11 protein-coding genes and 4 pseudogenes are annotated in these 18204 nt (G+C 61.2%); 11 read left to right on the forward strand and 4 right to left on the reverse strand.

Annotation, left to right across the window (positions count from 1 at the left end):
• Positions 1-202: 202 nt before the first annotated feature.
• The 8 genes and pseudogenes from PSV38_RS12645 to PSV38_RS12680 all read left to right on the forward strand — a co-directional run.
• Positions 203-385 (forward strand): annotated as a pseudogene (locus PSV38_RS12645) (IS3 family transposase); the annotation flags it as partial.
• A 51-nt stretch (positions 386-436) separates the two neighbouring features.
• Positions 437-739 carry an IS66 family insertion sequence element accessory protein TnpB gene (gene tnpB / locus PSV38_RS12650; protein ID WP_366526658.1) on the forward strand — a complete coding sequence of 101 codons (303 nt, stop codon included), beginning with the start codon at positions 437-439 and terminating at the stop codon, positions 737-739.
• A gap of 49 nt (positions 740-788) precedes the next feature.
• Positions 789-1715 (forward strand): annotated as a pseudogene (locus tag PSV38_RS12655) (transposase).
• Positions 1716-1744: 29 nt separating this feature from the next.
• Complete coding sequence (locus PSV38_RS12660) at positions 1745-2353, forward strand: plasmid pRiA4b ORF-3 family protein (RefSeq protein ID WP_300547943.1); 609 nt, start codon at positions 1745-1747, stop codon at positions 2351-2353.
• A 193-nt stretch (positions 2354-2546) separates the two neighbouring features.
• Positions 2547-3529, forward strand: a pseudogene (locus tag PSV38_RS12665) (IS481 family transposase).
• Between the two features lie 770 nt (positions 3530-4299).
• Positions 4300-5220 (forward strand): alpha/beta fold hydrolase, encoded by a 921-nt coding sequence (locus tag PSV38_RS12670; RefSeq protein WP_300547945.1) that lies wholly within the window; start codon positions 4300-4302, stop codon positions 5218-5220.
• A 78-nt stretch (positions 5221-5298) separates the two neighbouring features.
• Positions 5299-6234 carry a lipase secretion chaperone gene (locus PSV38_RS12675; protein ID WP_300547947.1) on the forward strand — a complete coding sequence of 312 codons (936 nt, stop codon included), beginning with the start codon at positions 5299-5301 and terminating at the stop codon, positions 6232-6234.
• A gap of 288 nt (positions 6235-6522) precedes the next feature.
• Positions 6523-7056, forward strand: a pseudogene (locus PSV38_RS12680) (IS3 family transposase); the annotation flags it as partial.
• 30 nt (positions 7057-7086) lie between these two features.
• Here PSV38_RS12680 and PSV38_RS12685 read toward each other — a convergent pair.
• Together PSV38_RS12685 and PSV38_RS12690 are read right to left on the reverse strand one after the other, a co-directional pair.
• Complete coding sequence (locus tag PSV38_RS12685) at positions 7087-7365, reverse strand: hypothetical protein (protein ID WP_300547949.1); 279 nt, start codon at positions 7363-7365, stop codon at positions 7087-7089.
• Positions 7362-8396 (reverse strand): PRTRC system protein D, encoded by a 1035-nt coding sequence (locus PSV38_RS12690; protein WP_300547983.1) that lies wholly within the window; start codon positions 8394-8396, stop codon positions 7362-7364. The genes PSV38_RS12685 and PSV38_RS12690 overlap by 4 nt, the downstream gene beginning before the upstream one ends.
• Positions 8397-9720: 1324 nt before the next feature.
• On the opposite strand from PSV38_RS12690, the gene PSV38_RS12695 reads away from it, so the two are divergent.
• Positions 9721-10824 (forward strand): phage integrase N-terminal domain-containing protein, encoded by a 1104-nt coding sequence (locus PSV38_RS12695; protein WP_300547950.1) that lies wholly within the window; start codon positions 9721-9723, stop codon positions 10822-10824.
• A 72-nt stretch (positions 10825-10896) separates the two neighbouring features.
• Here PSV38_RS12695 and PSV38_RS12700 read toward each other — a convergent pair whose 3' ends face one another.
• Positions 10897-12918 carry a ParB N-terminal domain-containing protein gene (locus PSV38_RS12700; protein WP_300547951.1) on the reverse strand — a complete coding sequence of 674 codons (2022 nt, stop codon included), beginning with the start codon at positions 12916-12918 and terminating at the stop codon, positions 10897-10899.
• A 303-nt stretch (positions 12919-13221) separates the two neighbouring features.
• On the opposite strand from PSV38_RS12700, the gene PSV38_RS12705 reads away from it, so the two are divergent.
• Positions 13222-16662: an ATP-binding protein gene (locus tag PSV38_RS12705; RefSeq protein ID WP_300547953.1), complete on the forward strand. Its 3441-nt coding sequence runs from the start codon at positions 13222-13224 to the stop codon at positions 16660-16662.
• 18 nt (positions 16663-16680) lie between these two features.
• Complete coding sequence (locus PSV38_RS12710; RefSeq protein WP_300547954.1) at positions 16681-17835, forward strand: hypothetical protein; 1155 nt, start codon at positions 16681-16683, stop codon at positions 17833-17835.
• Here PSV38_RS12710 and PSV38_RS12715 read toward each other — a convergent pair whose 3' ends face one another.
• Positions 17836-18192, reverse strand: coding sequence for a hypothetical protein (locus PSV38_RS12715; protein ID WP_300547956.1), 357 nt, complete (start codon positions 18190-18192; stop codon positions 17836-17838). It abuts the gene before it with no gap.
• Positions 18193-18204 lie beyond the last annotated feature (12 nt).

The following is an 18204-nucleotide window of genomic DNA, read 5'->3' on the forward strand; positions in this document are numbered from 1 at the left end:
CGCCTGATTCCAGGCTGTTGACGGGATGTCAACATGTGTTTGCTGGACGCTTACGATGAAGCACCCGAACGAGTGGAAGGTAGCGTGTGACGTAGCGCCGCAACCGGGCCCAGGTCATCCGTCCATGCTGACCACGGCGGCGCAATGCATGCTGAATCGCCCCGGTTTTTGAGGAGGCTCCAACCTTTGAGAAGATGGAGCCATGAAGAAGTCAAACAAGTTCTCACCTGAAGTCCGCGAGCGCGCTGTGCGCATGGTGCAAGAGCATCGTGGGGAGTACCCCTCGCTGTGGGGCGCAGTCGAATCGATTGCGCCCAAGATTGGCTGCGTGCCACAGACGCTGCTGGGATGGGTCCAGCAGCATGAAATCAACAACGGGGACCGCGCTGAGGCGCAGCGCGTCACCCGCGTCTGGCTGGCTGCTGGCCACACCGACATGCGAAAGGGCTTCGATGGCCTGGCCGCCGTGGCGCAAGAAGTCTTGCTGCAAGATCCATTCGGCGGCCATGTGTTCGTCTTCCGTGGTCGGCGCGGTGACATCATCAAGCTGCTGTGGTGGGATGGCCAAGGGCTGTGCCTGCTGAGCAAGCGCCTGGAGAAGGGGCGCTTCGTATGGCCGCAGGCAGATGGCGGCAAGGTCAGCCTGAGCCCGCGCAGTTGTCGATGCTGCTCGAAGGCATCGACTGGCGCATGCCCGAGCGCACCTGGCGACCAGAACGTGCTGCCTGAGTCTGGTTGACATCGCATCTCCCGTGGCGTGATCGCCGTGCCTTGGGCACAGTATCGTCATGTCGCACGATCCGCACTCGCATGACCACTCCGAGCTGTCCCGCCAGTTGCGCGACAGCCGCCAGGAGTTGGCCCATGCCAAGCTGCTGATCGACAAGCTCAAGACCGAGATCGCCTACCTGCGCCGCATGCACTTCGGCCGCAGCAGCGAGCAGCTCGATGCGGCTGTGCAGATGGAGTTGCTGGCACCCACCACAACGGTTGAGCCCTAAGCAGCCAACGACGAGCCTGAAGCTGGCGCCAGCGACCGCAAGCGCTCACGCAAGGGCCGCCCGGGCCTGCGTGATTTGCCAGCACACCTGCCTCGCGAGATCGTGCTTGTGGTGCCTGCCTGGACGCGCTGCGCCCCATCGGCCAGGACGTCAGCGAAGTGCTCGACTACCTGCCCGGTCAGTTCAAGGTCATTCGCCATGTGCGTTCGCGCCTGGCCTGCCCGGCGTGCGACAGCATTGTGCAAGCCAGCGCACCGAGCCGCCAGGTCGATCGAGGCATGGCCGGCGCCGGCTTGCTGGCCCATGTGCTGGTGAGCAAGTACGCGGATCACAGAGACGCAGGCCCAGCTATCGGCCAAGTCACCGATGGCGATGGCCATCGGCTACAGCCTGAGCCACTGGCGAGCACTCACACGCTTCGTGGACGATGGCCCCATGGAGGCACACAACAACATCGCTGAGCGATCACTGCGCGGCGTGGCCATCGGGCGCAAGAACTACCTGCATCTGGGATCGGATGCGGGTGGTGAGCGAGCCGCTATCGTCTACACGCTGCTGGGCACGGCCAAGCTGCACGGGATCGATCCATACGCCTACTTGCACCAGGTGCTGGCACGCATTGCCGATCACCCCATCAACCGCATCGATGAGTTGCTGCCGTGGCGGCTGTGTCCACCGCAACAGGCCACGCCCGATCAACGCCAGGCGGCATGAGCCCCCAGACCATCGGCACAATGTGAGCCATGGTCACCTCATCGAACAGGCCCTCGCTCAAGCTCGTCGGGTCATCCACCAGAAACGTCAAAGTACTGCAACTCAAGGTCGAGCTGCAGGGCGTGCTCCCCAAGGTCTGGCGACGCGTGTTGGTACCCGCAAGCATCCGCCTGCCCAAGCTGCATGTGGTCTTGCTGCGCGTCATGGGCTGGGACGGTGGGCATCTGCATGAGTTCGAGTTCGCTGAAGGCAGATATGGCGTGCCAAATCCAGATTGGCCGGATGAGTCGATGGGCGATGAATCCAAGGTGACGCTGACCAAAGCGCTCGGCTACAGCACCACGTTCACCTGGACGTACGACTTCGGGGATGACTGGGCCCACAAGATCAAGGTCGAGCGGGTCGACACCATGCCTGCCGAACTAAAGCTGCAGTTCCCCATGTGCCTGGCCGGCGCGGGTGCGTGTCCACCCGAGGATGTGGGTGGCACGCCCGGTTACGCCGACTTTTTGCAAGCCATCGCCGACCCGGCGCATCCGGAGCATGACGACATGACGGCATGGATCGGCCGCCCCTTTGATCCCAACGCCTTCAATGTGCAGGAAGCCCAGGACCGCCTGTATGAGATCAAGCTGTAGCTGATCCGTTATGCGCTGGCAAGATGGGCCTTGGTCGGACGCTTACCTTTTGAAGGTGGATCTTCTAGATATTGCAGATAGCGATTAATTGCCCAGTCTCGAGTGATCATATACCCCGTCGAAGTTGGCCACTCTTCCGAGCCAGGGATGTAATGCGCGGCGTGATTGAGTCCTTTAAAGCAGAGCAGCCCACATGAGCCAAATACACGCCCGAGCCCGTACCACGCCGAGAACCAGAGCAGAGATCAAGGACTCGACCGATACCTTGGTGGATCTGGCAGAACGCTACAACATCAGCAAAGCGACGGCGCGCAAATGGAAGGGTCGCGAGAGCCCTGAATATCTCTCGCACCGGCCGCACAAGCTCAACACAACGCTGACGCCCGCGCAGGAGGCCATCGCAGTGGAGTTGCGGTGCATGGCGCTGCTGCCGCTGGATGACCTGGTCGCGGTGGTGCGCGAGTTCATCAATCCAGAAGTCTCGCGTGCCGGGTTGGATCGATGCTTGCGCCGCCACGGTGTGGGCAATCTGCGAGAGCTCCAAGCCAAGGCGCTTGCTGACGCCGGAGAGGCCAAGGCCCCCTCAAAACCTTCAAGGACTACGAGCCGGGCTTCTTGCACATGGACATCAAGTACCTGCCGCAGATGCCAGACGAGAGCGAGAGGCGCTACCTGTTCGTGGCGATCGACCGCGCCACGCGCTGGGTGTTCATACACATCTACGCTGATCAAAGCGAGGACAGCAGCGTGGACTTCTTGAACCGCCTTGAACAAACAGCACCCATGAAGATCATCAAGCTACTCACGGATAATGGCAGCCAGTTCACCGACCGCTTCACCAGCAAAAAGCGTGAGCCAACGGGGCGCCACAAGTTCGACGTACGTTGTAAGGCACTCAACATTGAGCACCGCCTGTGCCCACCACGCCACCCGCAGACCAACGGCATGGTCGAGCGCTTCAACGGCAGAATCAGTGAGGTCGTAAGTCAGACTCGATTCTCCTCAGCAGCCGAGTTGGAAGCGACGCTCATGAGCTACATGAAGACCTACAACCATCTCATCCCGCAACGGGCGCTCAAACACCTCTCACCCGTTCAGGCGCTGAAACACTGGCACTCCAAAAAACCTGAATTGTTCAAGAAGCGTGTTTATAACCAGCCGGGACTTGACAATTAATCAGTAAAATTATATTCGAACCGGACCTCAGCGTCGGCATTTCTTGGTCAAGTAATAATTTAACGGCTGATGAACCACCTGATTCGCCAAGCGAAGAGGCAATCCGGCATGCGGCATCGTCCATGACGATGCAATGTGCGACTGCTTGAAATTACAGGGCGCCGAAAGAAACTCTCAAGCTTCGAGTTATGCGGCAGGCATTGAAATGAGATCAGCTCTTAATGGCCAGAAATTCACTTCAAAGAACGTGTCGTAACCTAAAAGGAGCAGAACAATTCATCAACCAGGGATTATTCAAGACCAAGTTCAGCATCCGTAAGGACACCCGTGTTCTGCACAGCCTACAGTGGTGGCCAAGTGCAGGATCTTCAATCAAACGTTGCGTCTTCCCAGAACAGTGATGGCCTGCCGACAAGACACCTGCAGCTCAGGGTCTCCCACATAGAGGTAAAAACGCTAGGCCACGGATGGCGAGAGCCTTGCTTCTTCCAACTCCAGCATATTAATGTAGGGCATGGACGGCATCAGCATTGAGAACCACTTCATTGAAATCCCGTGCGACGCGCTTTCCACCCGTCTGTCCAAGTAAAAATCAATTTGGCCGATATATACCCGATTCGTGTCCGGCCAAGTTATTCAATCAGCGTAAACCATATCATTCATACCGGTGGTTCACCGACAAAGGGCGGGTTTGTCCCTTTGATCATTTGCGAATTCAGTTTAAATAATATTTAGGCAGCACGTCGCTGTGCGTTTGAGGAGAAACAAACATGATTGCACTGACCATTCGCCGTACCGCCACCGCCGTCGCCATTGCGGCGGCCGCTGTGGCCACGGTTCCCGCCGCTCACGCGGGCACTTCGGCCAAGACCAAGTACCCCGTTGTACTGGTCCATGGCTTCATCGGGTTCGATAACATCGTTGGTATCAACTACTTCTACCAGATTCCAGGTGCATTGCGCGATGAAGGTGCCACGGTGTTCATCGCCCAGGTTAACCCTTCGCAGACCACCGAGTACCGCGGCGAGGAGCTGAACAAGCAGCTCGACGCCTGGAAGGCTGCCAGCCCCTGGTACAACAAGATCAAGAAATTTAACCTGATTGGCCACAGTCATGGCGGTCCAACCGTTCGCTACTCGGCCGCCACGCGAGACGACATCGCGAGCGTATCGACCATGTCTGGCACTCACTACGGCAGCAAGGTCGCCGATGAAATCCTCAAGGGCACCACCCCTGACGGGGCCTTCGACCAGGCCGCAACGGCTGGCCTCCAATTGATTGGCTGGCTCACTGGCGCCAAGGACTATCAGAATGCCGACCTCAAGACCGCCCTGAAGGCTCTGAGCTCGGAAGACTCTGCACGTTTCAACGCTCAGTACCCCGCCGGTCGTAACAGCGAAACCGCCAACGGCCAATATTTCTACTCGTACGCTGGCAATGTGGTGAAAACCAACGGCTGGGATATCTCGGACGCCCTGCTGGCCTACACCGGCAAGTACTACGGCACGCAAGCCAACGATGGCTTGGTCTCACCAGGCGAAGCCACCTGGGGCAAGGCGATTGACCTGGCACTTCCTTGGAACCATCTGGATGAAGTGAACCAAGTGCTGGGGACCATTGGCAAGGGCGCGCCCGATCCAAAGGCCTACTACGTGAGCATGGTCAACCGCCTGAAGAACAAGGGCCTGTGAACCTGCTCCATCCCTAAGTTGTTGAGGTCGGCGGCAACGCCGACCTCTTATCAATGCGCTCAATAGTGGAAGCGATAAATGCAAGTCAGACGCAAATGGATAGCAGCATGCTTTGTCGCAATGGCCGGCATCGGTGGCATGGGGCTACTCAATCGAAGCGATGTTGATGAATCGGCACGAGCCCAAGGACAAGCCTCATCCAGCCATGGCTGGAGCTTGACGACAGCTGACCGTACCAGCCCATCACCAGCAGCTGAGTCCGAGGAGCTTATTCAAAATCCGGATCAAGTGAGGAAGCGCCTGTTGCTCAACGGGGCGCTTCAAGGAACTGAGCCCGCAGGCGAGTGGTGCGTTACACCCGCACTTTCGCTCAAGCCCTGTCATGGGTTACGCAGCCGTTTCGAGTACTACCTGCTTGGCCTGGGACAGGCTACCACCAAGGAGATCCGGAGTCTGGTCAACGACGAGGCTCAGCGGGCTCACGGCGCTCTTTTGGCCAGCCAGATCATGAGTGTTTTCGACCAATACTGCTTAGTTCGCAACTACGAATGGACCAGCCGGTACTCGCAAAGTGACCGCAGTACTTGGACCCCTTTGTTTGAAGAGCAGAAAGCCGTGCGCCGCCGAATCCTCGGCATCGCGTGGGCGGAGGCATTTTTCGGCAACGATGAGCAGCACTTCGTCGACCATCTCGCGCAACTTGAATCTGGCCGCCCTCCTCCACCCGATCCAGGCGAACCGGTACCTCAGATAAGTCCCGGCAGAGATCCTGGCGCCGTAAGGACCGAACGCGTGACTCGCTATGGCGAGGAGGCGGCAGATCGATTGGCCCAGGTGGATGCAGACTGGGAAGCGTGGGATCGACGCGTGACTGCGGCCCGTAACGAATGGGAGCGCCTGCAAGCGTCTGGGAATCTTTCCACTCAACAAAAGCAAGAAGCGATGAACCTGTACCTCAACGAGCAATTCCATGGCAAGGAACGCATCAGGGCAAAAGGATTGATCCGGTTCTGATTCCAACAGTCCGCAGCAGCAAAGAAACGACTGAACGGGCTGACGCGCATTCAGCATCTTTGCGGGCCCAGGGCTGCACAGCATCTCATCAAACGGGGAAGCTAGCCTTCGTCAACCCAGCCCATCCTTGAAGCCTCAAACGCGGTGATCACGCTGCCCGTGCTCGCGCAGGACGCCGCAGAAGCTCGATTCGCTGGCCAGGTGTTGACGCCGACCGAAAATTGAGCCAAGGGGGTGCGGACGATTTCTTGGACTACCTGGAGGTAGTTCATGTTTTCATACGAGGCGGACAACCTACTCAACCGTGACTTCAACGCCAGTGCACCGAACGAGAAGTGGCTCACCGACATCACGGAATTCCAGATCCCGGCAGGGAAGATCTACCTATCGCCGATGATCGATTGCTTTGATGGCATGGTCGTGAGTTGGTCGATCGGTACACGACAAAATGCCGAGCTGGTCAACACGATGCTGGACGCGGCCATCGACAAGATCTCTGCCAGCGGTTCTCGGCCCGTGGTGCATTCGGACCGTGGCGGACACTATCGTTGGCCCGGCTGGCTATCGCGGATCGCCGACACCAAGCTGACTCGCTCCATGTCGCTTAAGGGGTGCTCACCCGACAACGCAGCATGCGAAGGCTTCTTCGGCCGCTTGAAGATCGAGATGTTCTTCTCTCGTGACTGGCTGCACACGACCATCGACGAGTTCATCGCTGACTTGGACGCCTACATCCGGTGGTACAACGATGCACGGATCAAAGTCTCGCTTGGAGCCCGCAGCCGAATCGAACATCGCAGAAGCCTAGGAATCGCTGTTTAACCAGTCCAAGTTTTCTGCCGCACCCCCGTTTCAGCCACTCAACGACGGGACGAACAAGTCATTCGTCATGGCACCGCTGGCGTCATCGGCACTGGTCTGGCCCTGACCGATCGACCCAGAAGCCCATGCCGTAACGAACTGTCCGCCCTGAACCAATAAACCATCGTAGGCAAGCACCCTCAAGCGATTGATCCGCTTGGTCCCCTTCGGAAATCGGATAAGATCATCGTAAAGCCTGGGGTGATCCGCCCGGGTCAGCTCAAACACCAAGCGGATCGGTTCACCCGGCACTTTGGCATCGGCGCTCATTCAGCACATCCCGCCTCGGCCCCACCCTGGTCCGAGCGCGAGGCCTGCATCACGGTACGCGCATAGTTCTGCCCTGCGAGCTGAAAGCCCCGCACATTGGCGAACATCGGCTCCTTCACTTCATGGATCTTGTGCAGTGGGAACGCCGCCTTGACCGCCTTTCGGAACAGGAACGCCCCGCCCCCAACGAGGATGATGTTCTGCAGGCTGTGCGGTGATTCGATCCACTCCCTCATGGTCGATACCGCCTGCGCAGCCACCGATTCGGCCAAGGGCAAATGGCGGCTCATGTCGTAGGCCTTCTGGTAGATCACCGGCGACTTGCCGGTACGCAGTGCCCGGTCAATAACGTCGTAGTCGTTGTATGGCGTGCCAATGCTCTTCGTGATGTCACGGGCAAGCAAGCGAAACACATCTGACATGCCTCGGTTGAGGGAGTGGCTTTGCTTTTGCACCATGCGCATCCCCCGGGCCACGATCCAGTCGAAAGTTCGCGAACCCGGATCGATGATCAGGCTTTGCTCGTTGCCGATGGTGGTCATTCTCTTGTGCTCGGATGCGTAGTGAACCAACGCCCCCTGAGGCTGCGCCACGGCGAGCGCCTTGCCGACCGTCACCGTTCGTCCACCGCCCACATCGTGACTGCCCACCATGAGCTTCTCAAGTGCGGACTTCTTGGCTGCAAAGTGTGAAACAGGCAAGCCGACGACGAGCAGATCGATGTGACGCAGCTTCATCATGCTCAACGCCCCACGCAGCAGTGCCAGGTACTCAGGCGACTCTGTGTAGGCATCGTGCAGTTGTCTGGCCCGGAAGGTATCTGCTGCAAGGCCGACATCAGGGCCGACCTCGTAGAACAGAGGACCAACAGGGATGCACACCGTTTGGCGGCGCTCGCTCGCTGGCAACGCATCGCTGCTGGGGTAGGCGACGGACTGGAAGCTGGCGCAGCGGATGTCCGTGCCCGTTGCGGCCGTGACGAACTTGGTGTTGCCCGATCCGACATCCACCGCTCTGACGATCAATTCCATAATGAGACTCCAAAACAAGGTTTCAGGGGTGATCAGCATCGACATGCCGATGCGATCTCGCCACGCAAAATCTCCGCTCAAATGACTCGATTTCGTCATCAGACCAACACGCTGTCAGCCAACTTGCGCTGCACTGACATTGAATTGGCGCTGGAGGTCACCGAGATGCGTTTGGGGCCTTGCGTGTGTCACCACGTTCTCATTCGAATGACACCCGTCAACCCCTGACACCACGCCGCCCTGCCCTCACCGCCGCCCTCACATTCGCTTTTGCAATCGACCGGATGGGAACCAGAGGCAAGCCAATCTAGTGTCAAGCCCGCATGCCACCTGGCTCTGCGGTCCTATCGGTAAATAAGCACGGCTCAAGGACGCGTCCCGACACCCACATTCGCCACCCGCATGGCCCCACGATCCAGGGCGATTGCGGCGGCCTGCCTTGACCTGGTTGCGCCATGGGCGTCAACTACACACTCCCGAGGGCCGTCCTGGCCCTGCTCCTGATGGAGCAAAAGGCGTCGCAGTCGTTACCTGCCCTTCAAGCTCCGGCCTTTTGAGCCGGATCTGCCATCGCCCCTTGAGGTGGTGGCCGTGAGGATTGTTTCGCAGTGCATGCACCAGTGGCCTGGCCAGCGTTCGCGCTGGGCGTTCCTGAAACGCGCCATGGTCTTCGAGCACGCAGTCGGCACCCGATGCCGCACCGCTGTTCCCGCCCTCCCTTGAGCACGCGCCACGGCGCACCGCACGGTTGTGTTGGCCTTTTTAGGCTCCCCGTGCGACCTCGCTCATGAACTCGGCACCGCCCTGGACTTTCGGTCAGGGGTGGACCCATGCGAGTGGATGGCGCTCCGAATCCAGAACTGATCCACCACAGACGCAAGAGGCCTGACCTCTGCGCCGATGCCGTCCATGCCCCTGAGGCACCTTGGCATCACCAACCCCATGGCTGCAGAAATGCACAGGTGGGCCGGATCAACCATTTCGTTTTTAAGACAGACCGAGCGGGCCGGTGTCCAGGCATCACAGCAGGCACACCGACCGGCAAACCTTTGGGTAGGCGCAGCACCTGTCGTGGTCGGGTGGCGCGCTGAATCTTTGACCACGCGCCGATGGGGCGACGGAATCCGCCCCATCGGCGATTTCCATGGGATTCCACCGCCACGCACACCGCCCGTGCGCACCTTCGTACAACCCCGACCCGCTGTTCGGGCAGCGGGCCCATGACCATGGGATTCACATCATGTCTGAGCCATCCACCCCTCGACCCTCCAGGCGCCGGATTCAGGAACCCTCCAGCCCCGGGCGATCAAGCCAGCATCAGCCCATGCGACGGCAAAGCTGGGTGGGCAAGACGCCGCAGGACATCCTGGCTCGCCACCCCGCAGGCCAGACACCTCCCTTGAAGGTGTTGGAGGTGTTCATCGAGCTGTTCAACACCTTGCACACCTCGATGGCCAAAACCGTCTCGCACAAGACGCGCCAGGAGCGTGCCCAGTTCTTGCGGCGCTTCTTTCGGGACTTGAAGATGAAAGCGGGATTCAAGACAGTGCCCGACCCGCGCAACCTGGGGCAAAAGCACATCCAGGCCATGGTGCGGGTCTGGCAACAGGAGCACCTGGCACCGGCCACGATCCAGACCTACCTGAGTTTTCTGCGCGGGCTGGCCATGTGGATGGGCAAGCATGGCTTCGTGCGGGCGCCAGGCCACTATGGCTTGAGCCTGGATGAATACCAGCGGCATGAATACGCCAGCCGGGACAAGAGTTGGTCGGCGCAAGGGGTGGACATCGACGCCCTGATCAATCAGGTGTGCGAGCACGACCGCCATGTGGGTGCATCGCTGCGGTTGATCCACGCGATGGGGCTGCGGCGCAAGGAGTCGGTGCTGTTCAGGCCGTTCGGGAGCATCGTGCCATTTGAGGACACAGGCCTGCCCCCCGATCAGCAGGAAGCGGATCGGTATGCGTGGGTCAAGGGCAAAGGGGGGCGGGTGCGCTACATCCCGCTGGACCGCCCAAGCAGGGTTCTGGCGGTTGAGTTTGCGCAGGGTGTTGTGTGCAGCCGGGATGCGCACATGGGTGATCCAGCCCATGACCTGCGCAGGAACCTGAGGCGCTTTGACTACGTGGTGGCGAAGTTCGGCATCACGGTTCGCGAGTTGGGCATCACCGCGCACGGGCTGCGGCACGAAGTGCTGATCGGGCACTATCAGGCACTGGCTGGTGGCCCGCCGCCTGTTCGCAGTGATGGTGCAGTGGCGCCCGAGCTTGATCGGGCGGCGCGGCAGGCCGTGGCCCACCTCGCTGGCCATGCCAGGCCTCGCGCGGCTGGTGCTTATTTAGGTGCCGCCCGCCCCATGAAAGCCCCACCAGACCTTGACGGTCATGCTGATGGCGAGGCTGTCCACCCACAGGGCTGGCAGGGCTGAAACACATGGCAGCGGTGGCGCAAGGCCATGACCCTGCGCCACCTTATTGGCTGCTACACGACACGCCCAGGTTCACACCGCCAGTTCACCCACCGCATCAGCATCGGATGTCTCTCCAAGAGCAGCGCTATGGTCAGTGCCACCGCCATCGCCAGGCCGCTTCGATGAGGCACCCGTGCGCAAGCACATCGGCAACCAGGCCGCACCGGCCATCGCCTGCTCGGCCGCAGCCACGGCGGCATCCTTTTTGAGTGCCGCCAGGGGCGCGGCGGCATTGATGTCCACTGCCTCGGTCACCACCTCCAGGAGGCGACCTTTGGACACGTGGTTCAGGTATGAAGGGCCACTGGCTTTCCACCAACGGCGCATGTCCAGGCCAAGCGCCAGCGCCAGGGCGTCCGTCTTTTGGGTCGCAGGCTCCACGCCGTGGATGCCCGTGACCGTGGAGGCGACGGCAAAGGCCAGCAGTTGCAGCACCGTGGCCTGGTCTTGCGCCAACAGCCAAGGGAACATGGCATCCATGTCTTGCGGAAGCTTGTCGGCCCAGGCCCGGCGCTCGGCATCCATCCGCAGCCACGCCGGACTGGTTTCGATGTCATCGGCGGCGGCTCGCAGATCAGACTGGCTGTCCGTGGCCGTGATGGCCAGGACTTGGTCCTGCTGGTGATAGCGGTAGTCGTGGTTCAGGAACAGCTTTTTCGCCAGTTGGGCCGTGATGGCCACCAGCGCCACATCAGGGCGGGCGATCAATTCGGCCTGCACGGCGGCCACCCGGTGGGCGCTCAAGCGGCGCATCAGCTTGTCAGAGTGAACCGGGCGGGTCTTAGGCGATGGCAGCGACACCACGCCAGCGTGCGCACCGCCCTCGCCTGCCTGGCGTGCGGCTTGCGCCATGTCGCTGCGGTCATCGGGGCGGATCAGGCCGCGCTTCACCGTGGGCGCGCCGTTCTGGTCCACATGCACCACGCAGCCCGCCTGCTTCATCAGATCGGCAGGCCATGTGCTCAGGTCGGCTTCGATGGCCTTGCACTGCACCTGCAATGCCGCGATCTCGCGGTCCAGGTCATCGGCTTGGTCTTCATCGCCTTCGTCCAAGGCATCCATCTGCTCCTGCAAAGCGGCCATCCTCGCTTGCAGCGCATCCAGGCTGGCGGCTTCCTGCTCGGTGGGGGCTCGCCGGGTCTTGTGAAGCTCGCCATGGCTCAGGTAGTCGTCACGGACCCAGCGCGCCTGCACATCCACCCACTTCCAACCCTCGGCGGCGACCTGCCTGGCCTTCTTGCGCAGCTTGTCCGTCGCCAGTTGATGCAACAGGGGCACATCCAGCAGGTAGGCCTTCTTGTCATCGTCGCTGAACAGGTCGCGGCGCATGGCGCCACCGGCCTTCTCGTAGGCCTTGAGGGTCACGTACCTGGCCACCGGGTCACGGTCGGATTCGACTTCGTCCTGGGTGAGCAACTGGCGCAGGCATTCAGGGCGGCGGTTCCATGGCTGCAGGCCCGCCCAGGCTTGCTCCTGCTTGTCATGGTCATCGACCAGGGCCAGCGCCATCAGGCAATCCAGGCCGATCTCATCTTCACGAAACTGCGCCATCAGCTTGGGGGACACGCTGGCCAGCTTCATGCGGCGCTTGACCACCAGGGGCGTGACGCCAAAGGCTGCGGCCACATCCTCTACGGATTTGCCCGCACCCAGCAATTTGGCAAAGGCCACATACTCGTCCGCCGGGTGCATGGGCACATGGAAGATGTTCTCGGCCAGGCTGGCCAGCAGCGCCTTGTCGGCAGGCACGATCAGCACGGGCACCGGGTAGTTGTCCGGGATCTCACCGCTGCTCGCCAGCAGGTTCAATGATTCCAGGCGACGCCCTCCGGCGCACACGTCGTACTGGCCCTGCACACCTTTGACGACGATCAGGTTTTGCAACACGCCACTGTCCTTGATGGACGCGGCCAACTCGGCGATGCTCAGTTTTGAAGTGCTGCCGCCCGGGCGCACCTGGTAGTCCACCGACAACACCAGCTTGTTCAAGGGCACCGTGGTGCGGGGAGATGCCACGATCACGGCATCGATTTCTGCTTTGGTGAATTTCATGAGGGCTCCTGCGCGGTTGAGGGCCAGGCGATGCGCCTGTCCATGCATTCAGAATCTCATCTGGAACGCTGGATTCAAGTCCGCAAACGGCTGGCACAAAGCCGATCTCACGGGTTCGAGAAGACCCGCCAGAAGCCCTTTCCCCATCGATCCAAAGACCTGCGTTGACCTCGATCAGCTGGCGCAAGCGCGGTACCATTTCAGCTCCTGCGGCTTGGCTGATTTCTGCCAAGCCATTCACCCCCCCTGGTCGGTCAGGACACGCAGTAAGTACGCGCCGATACATCCTGACGAGGTCCATCGTTGAACGCATCGGCCACCACTGCGCTTTCTGTTCTCAGCTTCTGGCGTGACCTGGAAGTTTTCAACATCCCGACCGCGCCGTCGGCCAAGGACGGCACGGACCAAGTCAAGATCGCCACGCCCAAGCGCGGCAGCCTGCTGCCATGGCAGAGCGCTGAGTTCAGACCCACCGAGGCTCACGGCTACATCCACGTGGTCTATGTCGGGGTGGCTGACACCGAAGACCTCTCGCGCCTGATGCTGCAAGCGGTGTTCCCTGACCAGGACCTGAGTGAGCGCGAGCGGCAGCAACGCGCCCCCGGCAACGGCTGGCTCGCCGCCTTCGTCGCCAACGAGCATGGTGTCCCCAAGTTGGACAGCTACCTGCCCGCCAGCTTTGCCCATGGCGTCGATGCACTGTGGCATTCGCAATCCCTGGACAACATCAATGCCCGGCTGATGCGTGCCCGTGACGAGTTCGGGCAGCGGCGCCACCGGATGTCGCAGGTCTCAGCCGACCATGCGCCCAAACCCAGCCCCGACACCAAGACCATCGCCGACGGGGAAACCAGCGCCAACCATGCCCCGCCAGGCCCCTTGACCTGGGCCGACCTGGATGAAGAGGTGGCCACCGTGCTCAAGCTGCTCGGAGCGGGTGCCGATGCGCCGGACATGGCCTGGCGTGTGGTCGTGCGGGTCACGCGCGTCAAGCGGCGCTACCTGGATGCCAACCTCGATGCGGCCACCGACTACCTGAACTCGTTCTACCTGGACGACCTGGATCGTCTGATCACGCAAGCTCGCAAGAACAAGCCCTTTGGCAAGGCGCTGGGCTGCTACCTCGGCGCGCCGCTTGAAGACAGCCAGCGCATCGACATCCTGGAACATCACGCGGCCATGGGTGAGCTGGTCAGCGTGGCGCGCCTGCCCAGCGCACGTTGGCCCGCCCCTGCCAAAGCACCGCTGGCACTCGCGCAGCAAGCGGCTGTGGCGCAGGTGCTTCACGCCTTGGGGCGCGAAGGCGGCACCCTGGGGGTCAATGGCCCACCGGGCACCGGCAAAACCACCCTGCTGTGCGACGTGATCGCCGAGGTGGTCACGGAGCGGGCACGCAAGATCGCAGCGCTCAACCGCCCGGCCGATCTGTTTGACGACAGCGTGAAGGTGGCAGGCAAGAACTTCTTCCCGCTCAAGACCAAGGTGGTCGGGGGCACCTCCATCGTCGTGACCAGCACTAACAACAACGCGGTCAAAAACATCACGCAGGAATTGCCTGCACGCCAGAAGGTGGCCGAGGAGTTCGGCCCGGTAGCTTATTTCGACAAAGTGATTCGCGAGGTCTTTGCCGCACAAAAGGTGGTGGACGACGACAAGCAGCCCATCGACTGCTGGGGGCTGGTGGCCGCCGCACTGGGCAACGCGGGCAACCGCCGCTCGTTCGCCAAGGGCTTCTTCAGGGCAGACTACACCGGGCCCCGTCGTGCTGAGAAGGGCCTTTCCGACGCGGCCCAGGCCGATGGCGTTGATCCCGACGCAGCTGGTAACAGTAGCGCCCCCAGCCTGCCAGCGCAGGCGTTGCCCCCGTCCATGAAGCAATTGCTGGAGGCAGCGGACAAGGACTACCCCCGCTACCAGGCTGAATGGCACGCCGCCAGGAAGGTGTTCCTGGGCCTGCTGGATGAATTCGAGGCGCGTCGCGCCGTCCTGCTCCTGGCCGAGAAGGCAGCCCTGCGCATTGATGATTGTCGCGACCGGCTCGATGCGCAGCGCGCCGCCGTGCACTCGCTGTCAGGCCGCATCGACCTTGCCAGCCAGGACTTGGTCAATCGCCGCGACAAGCTGTCCATCCAGCGCGCGCTGGTCGAGTCCCGGCAAGCCACACTGATGCAGCTTCGCTCGCACGGCTTGCCCAACCTGTGGGACAAGCTCTGCGCCTTGTTCGGACGCGAGAGCGCCCGCATGCGCACCCAGCGCCAGGCCTTGGCTGAACCCACCGTGGCCCTGGCCCAAGCCGCCGAAGCCTTGGCAGAGTTGGCACGCGAAGCTGCGGTGGCCCAGGCACTGCTCGACAAACTGCAGGCACAGCACCACACCCTGGTGTTGGAACAGCAAGCCGTGGCGCGTGAGTTGGCCAGCCACCAACGCGCCTTGCAAGCGGGGCACGACACCGGGGCCCAACACTTCCCGGATGCCCGACTCTGGGCCTTACCCCCTGGCGAGCGCCATCGCGCCTCGGTCGCGGTCAGCCCGGCGCTGGACACCTTGCGCGCGCGCATCTTCCTGCAGGCCATCGAATTGCACCGCCTGACCGTGATGGCCAACGCAGGCAAGTTCATCGGCAACCTCAAAGCCGTCGATGGCATGCTGACCGGTGCCCTGAAAGAGCAGTTGCCGCTGGAACAACGCCCCTTGCTGTGGGATGCATTTTTCTTCATCGTGCCGGTCGTCTCGACCACCCTGGCCTCCTTTGACCGCCTGTTCATGGGCATGGGGCAGGACAGCCTGGGCTGGCTGCTGATCGACGAGGCGGGCCAGGCCACGCCTCAATCCGCAGCTGGGGCCCTCTGGCGCAGCCAGCGTGCGGTCCTGGTGGGCGACCCGCTGCAGATCGAGCCAGTGTTCACCGTGCCGCTGGGCCTGGTGGAAGAACTGCGCCAGCGCCATGGCGTGCCCGCGCTGTGGTCACCCAAGGACGAGCCCGTGCAGACACTTGCAGACCGCTTCACACGACATGGCTCGTGGGTGGCAGCTTCGGTCGGCGCCAGCGCAGCAGACGACAGCAGCGCACAACGCCTGTGGACGGGCATGCCCCTTCGCACCCACCGGCGCTGTGACGACCCGATGTTCACCATCGCCAACCGCATCGCCTATGCCGGGCAGATGGTTCATGGACGGGTGGATGAGCAGGGGCACCCAAAGAAGGGAGCGTTTTCATGCGTGCTGGGCGAGAGTGCCTGGCTCAATGTGCAGGCCACCCGCAGCCAGCACCCGGTGGTTCAGGATGAGCTTGATGTGCTGGAGGACTGCCTGCGTGCGCTTCAAGGGCAACCGGCCTTCACCCCTGCAGACAAACCAGGTGGCACGGCCAAAGCAGCGAAGATCTTCGTGATCTCGCCGTTTCGCAAGGTCAAAGGTGCCTGCGACTCGCGGATCAAGGACTCAGGCATCAAAGGGGTTGACTGCGGCACCGTGCACACCTTCCAGGGCAAGGAGGCTGAGATTGTCTTCCTGGTGCTGGGCACGGCGCCGGGGCAAGCCGGATCGGGCGCCCGGGCCTGGGCCTCGGGCAAGCCCAACCTGCTGAACGTCGCCATCACGCGGGCCAAGCGTCGCCTGTACGTGATTGGTGATGCGGCGCAATGGGGTGGGCTGAACCACTTCGCTGAACTGCACCAGGCGTTGCCTATCCGCCGGTCGCCTCGCAATGAAATAGGCATGGCTCAGGCTGCCGTGTCGCCCTGATACGCACGGGTTGTGTCGATGCGGGTGTCTGAACAGGATGTGTCCGACGCGAGTCGGCAGGTCACTGCGGCACGCAGCGAAGCCTTGGCTGCCAGTTCGGATCGATCCGTAGCCCTCTCCGAAGCATTCACACGAGGACTGAGCAGCCTTCGCTCTGGCCGCAGCAGCAGCGGATCCACGTCCAGCAGCTTCGAGCAATTTGGAGAAACACTCAATCGCCTGGACCAGATCTCCAAGGGCATCGCCGACAGCACAGGGCTCTCACAGTCTCAGGTTGCACGTATCGCATTTGGCGCCTCTGGACATGTGGGCGTTGATGGCCGCTTCGCTGGCGCAAAGGCCAATGCCAGTGCTGACAAGAGCTACCTGTCAGGCCTATCCGCCGATGAACGCAAGGTGCTGAGCAGTTTGACCAGCGAGCAAATCGCCGACTTCAAGCAATTCGGTGACCGCGTGTCCCGAGATTCGAGCTTCATCAACACCATCAGCAACGACTCCCGAGAGGCCCGCGACATCGCGTCCCGGCTCACGACCGCAGCGACACGGTCCGAACGCGCCGAGGCGAGCCTTGCTGAACGTACCGCTTTATCTGAACGCATGACCAGCGCCTACGAAAGAGGCGAAACCATCTCCATCGACATCGCTCAAGATCCTCACAACCTGGCGATGTTCACGCGCTATGCCGAACAATATGGTGGTGACAGCAGCGCAGCACACACACTGATGGCTGCCGAACTGGCCAGACAGTCCCTCAAGCCCAATCGCGTGTTCTCCGATGGCACCGCCTTGCCCGCCTCGTTTAAAGACATCCAACACCGATACAGCCAGGATAAAGATGACAACGTCTTGAGTCCCACCATCGAAGATCGCCACCGGGGCAATGACGGACAGGTTTCTCGTTTCGGACGGTCGTTACGCAAGGGCGAACCAACCCAGGCCACGGAACCATCAGAAACAAGACGGGAGGTTCAAGCCCGAGGCACCGCAATACGCGCAAGCGCAAAGGCCGGTCAAACCGACTTTGACGACAAGAGCGAAATCATCAAGACGGACGACGGGACACTGGTCTCGAAAAACTCCTTGCTCAAACAGTCTGGAGCGCAGGTCATCAATGATGCTGAAGCGACCATCGATACAGCTACTGGCGCTGTGAAAGATCTTCTCAAAAAATAGTCAGCCCACGTCATCATGCCTGCCGCTCATGGTTGGGCTCACCTCATTTTCTGGCGGCTTCATGAACGGTGGATGCCCTTTGTCACGCCAGTAGTTCGCGGCCAGATCCTCTGACGTCACGCCCATCCCTGGTATCGGATCCGGCTCCTGCTTCAAGTTCCGTCTTCCGCCGCCAATGCGGGTCAGCGCCCCACCGATGGCCGTGCCAAAAAGCACACCGATACAGATCATGACCACCCGCAGCCCCCAGCCATCCATCACTGCTGAGAACAAACCCACCAAGCCACCCAAAGCGATGAAGCCAACGAAGATTAGTTTTCGCATGTGAACACCTCGCGCCAAATAGGTTATTGCCATTCTGGGATGCCA

It is taken from the genome of Aquabacterium sp., from assembly GCF_029946005.1.
In the GTDB taxonomy this organism is placed as follows: domain Bacteria; phylum Pseudomonadota; class Gammaproteobacteria; order Burkholderiales; family Burkholderiaceae_C; genus Aquabacterium.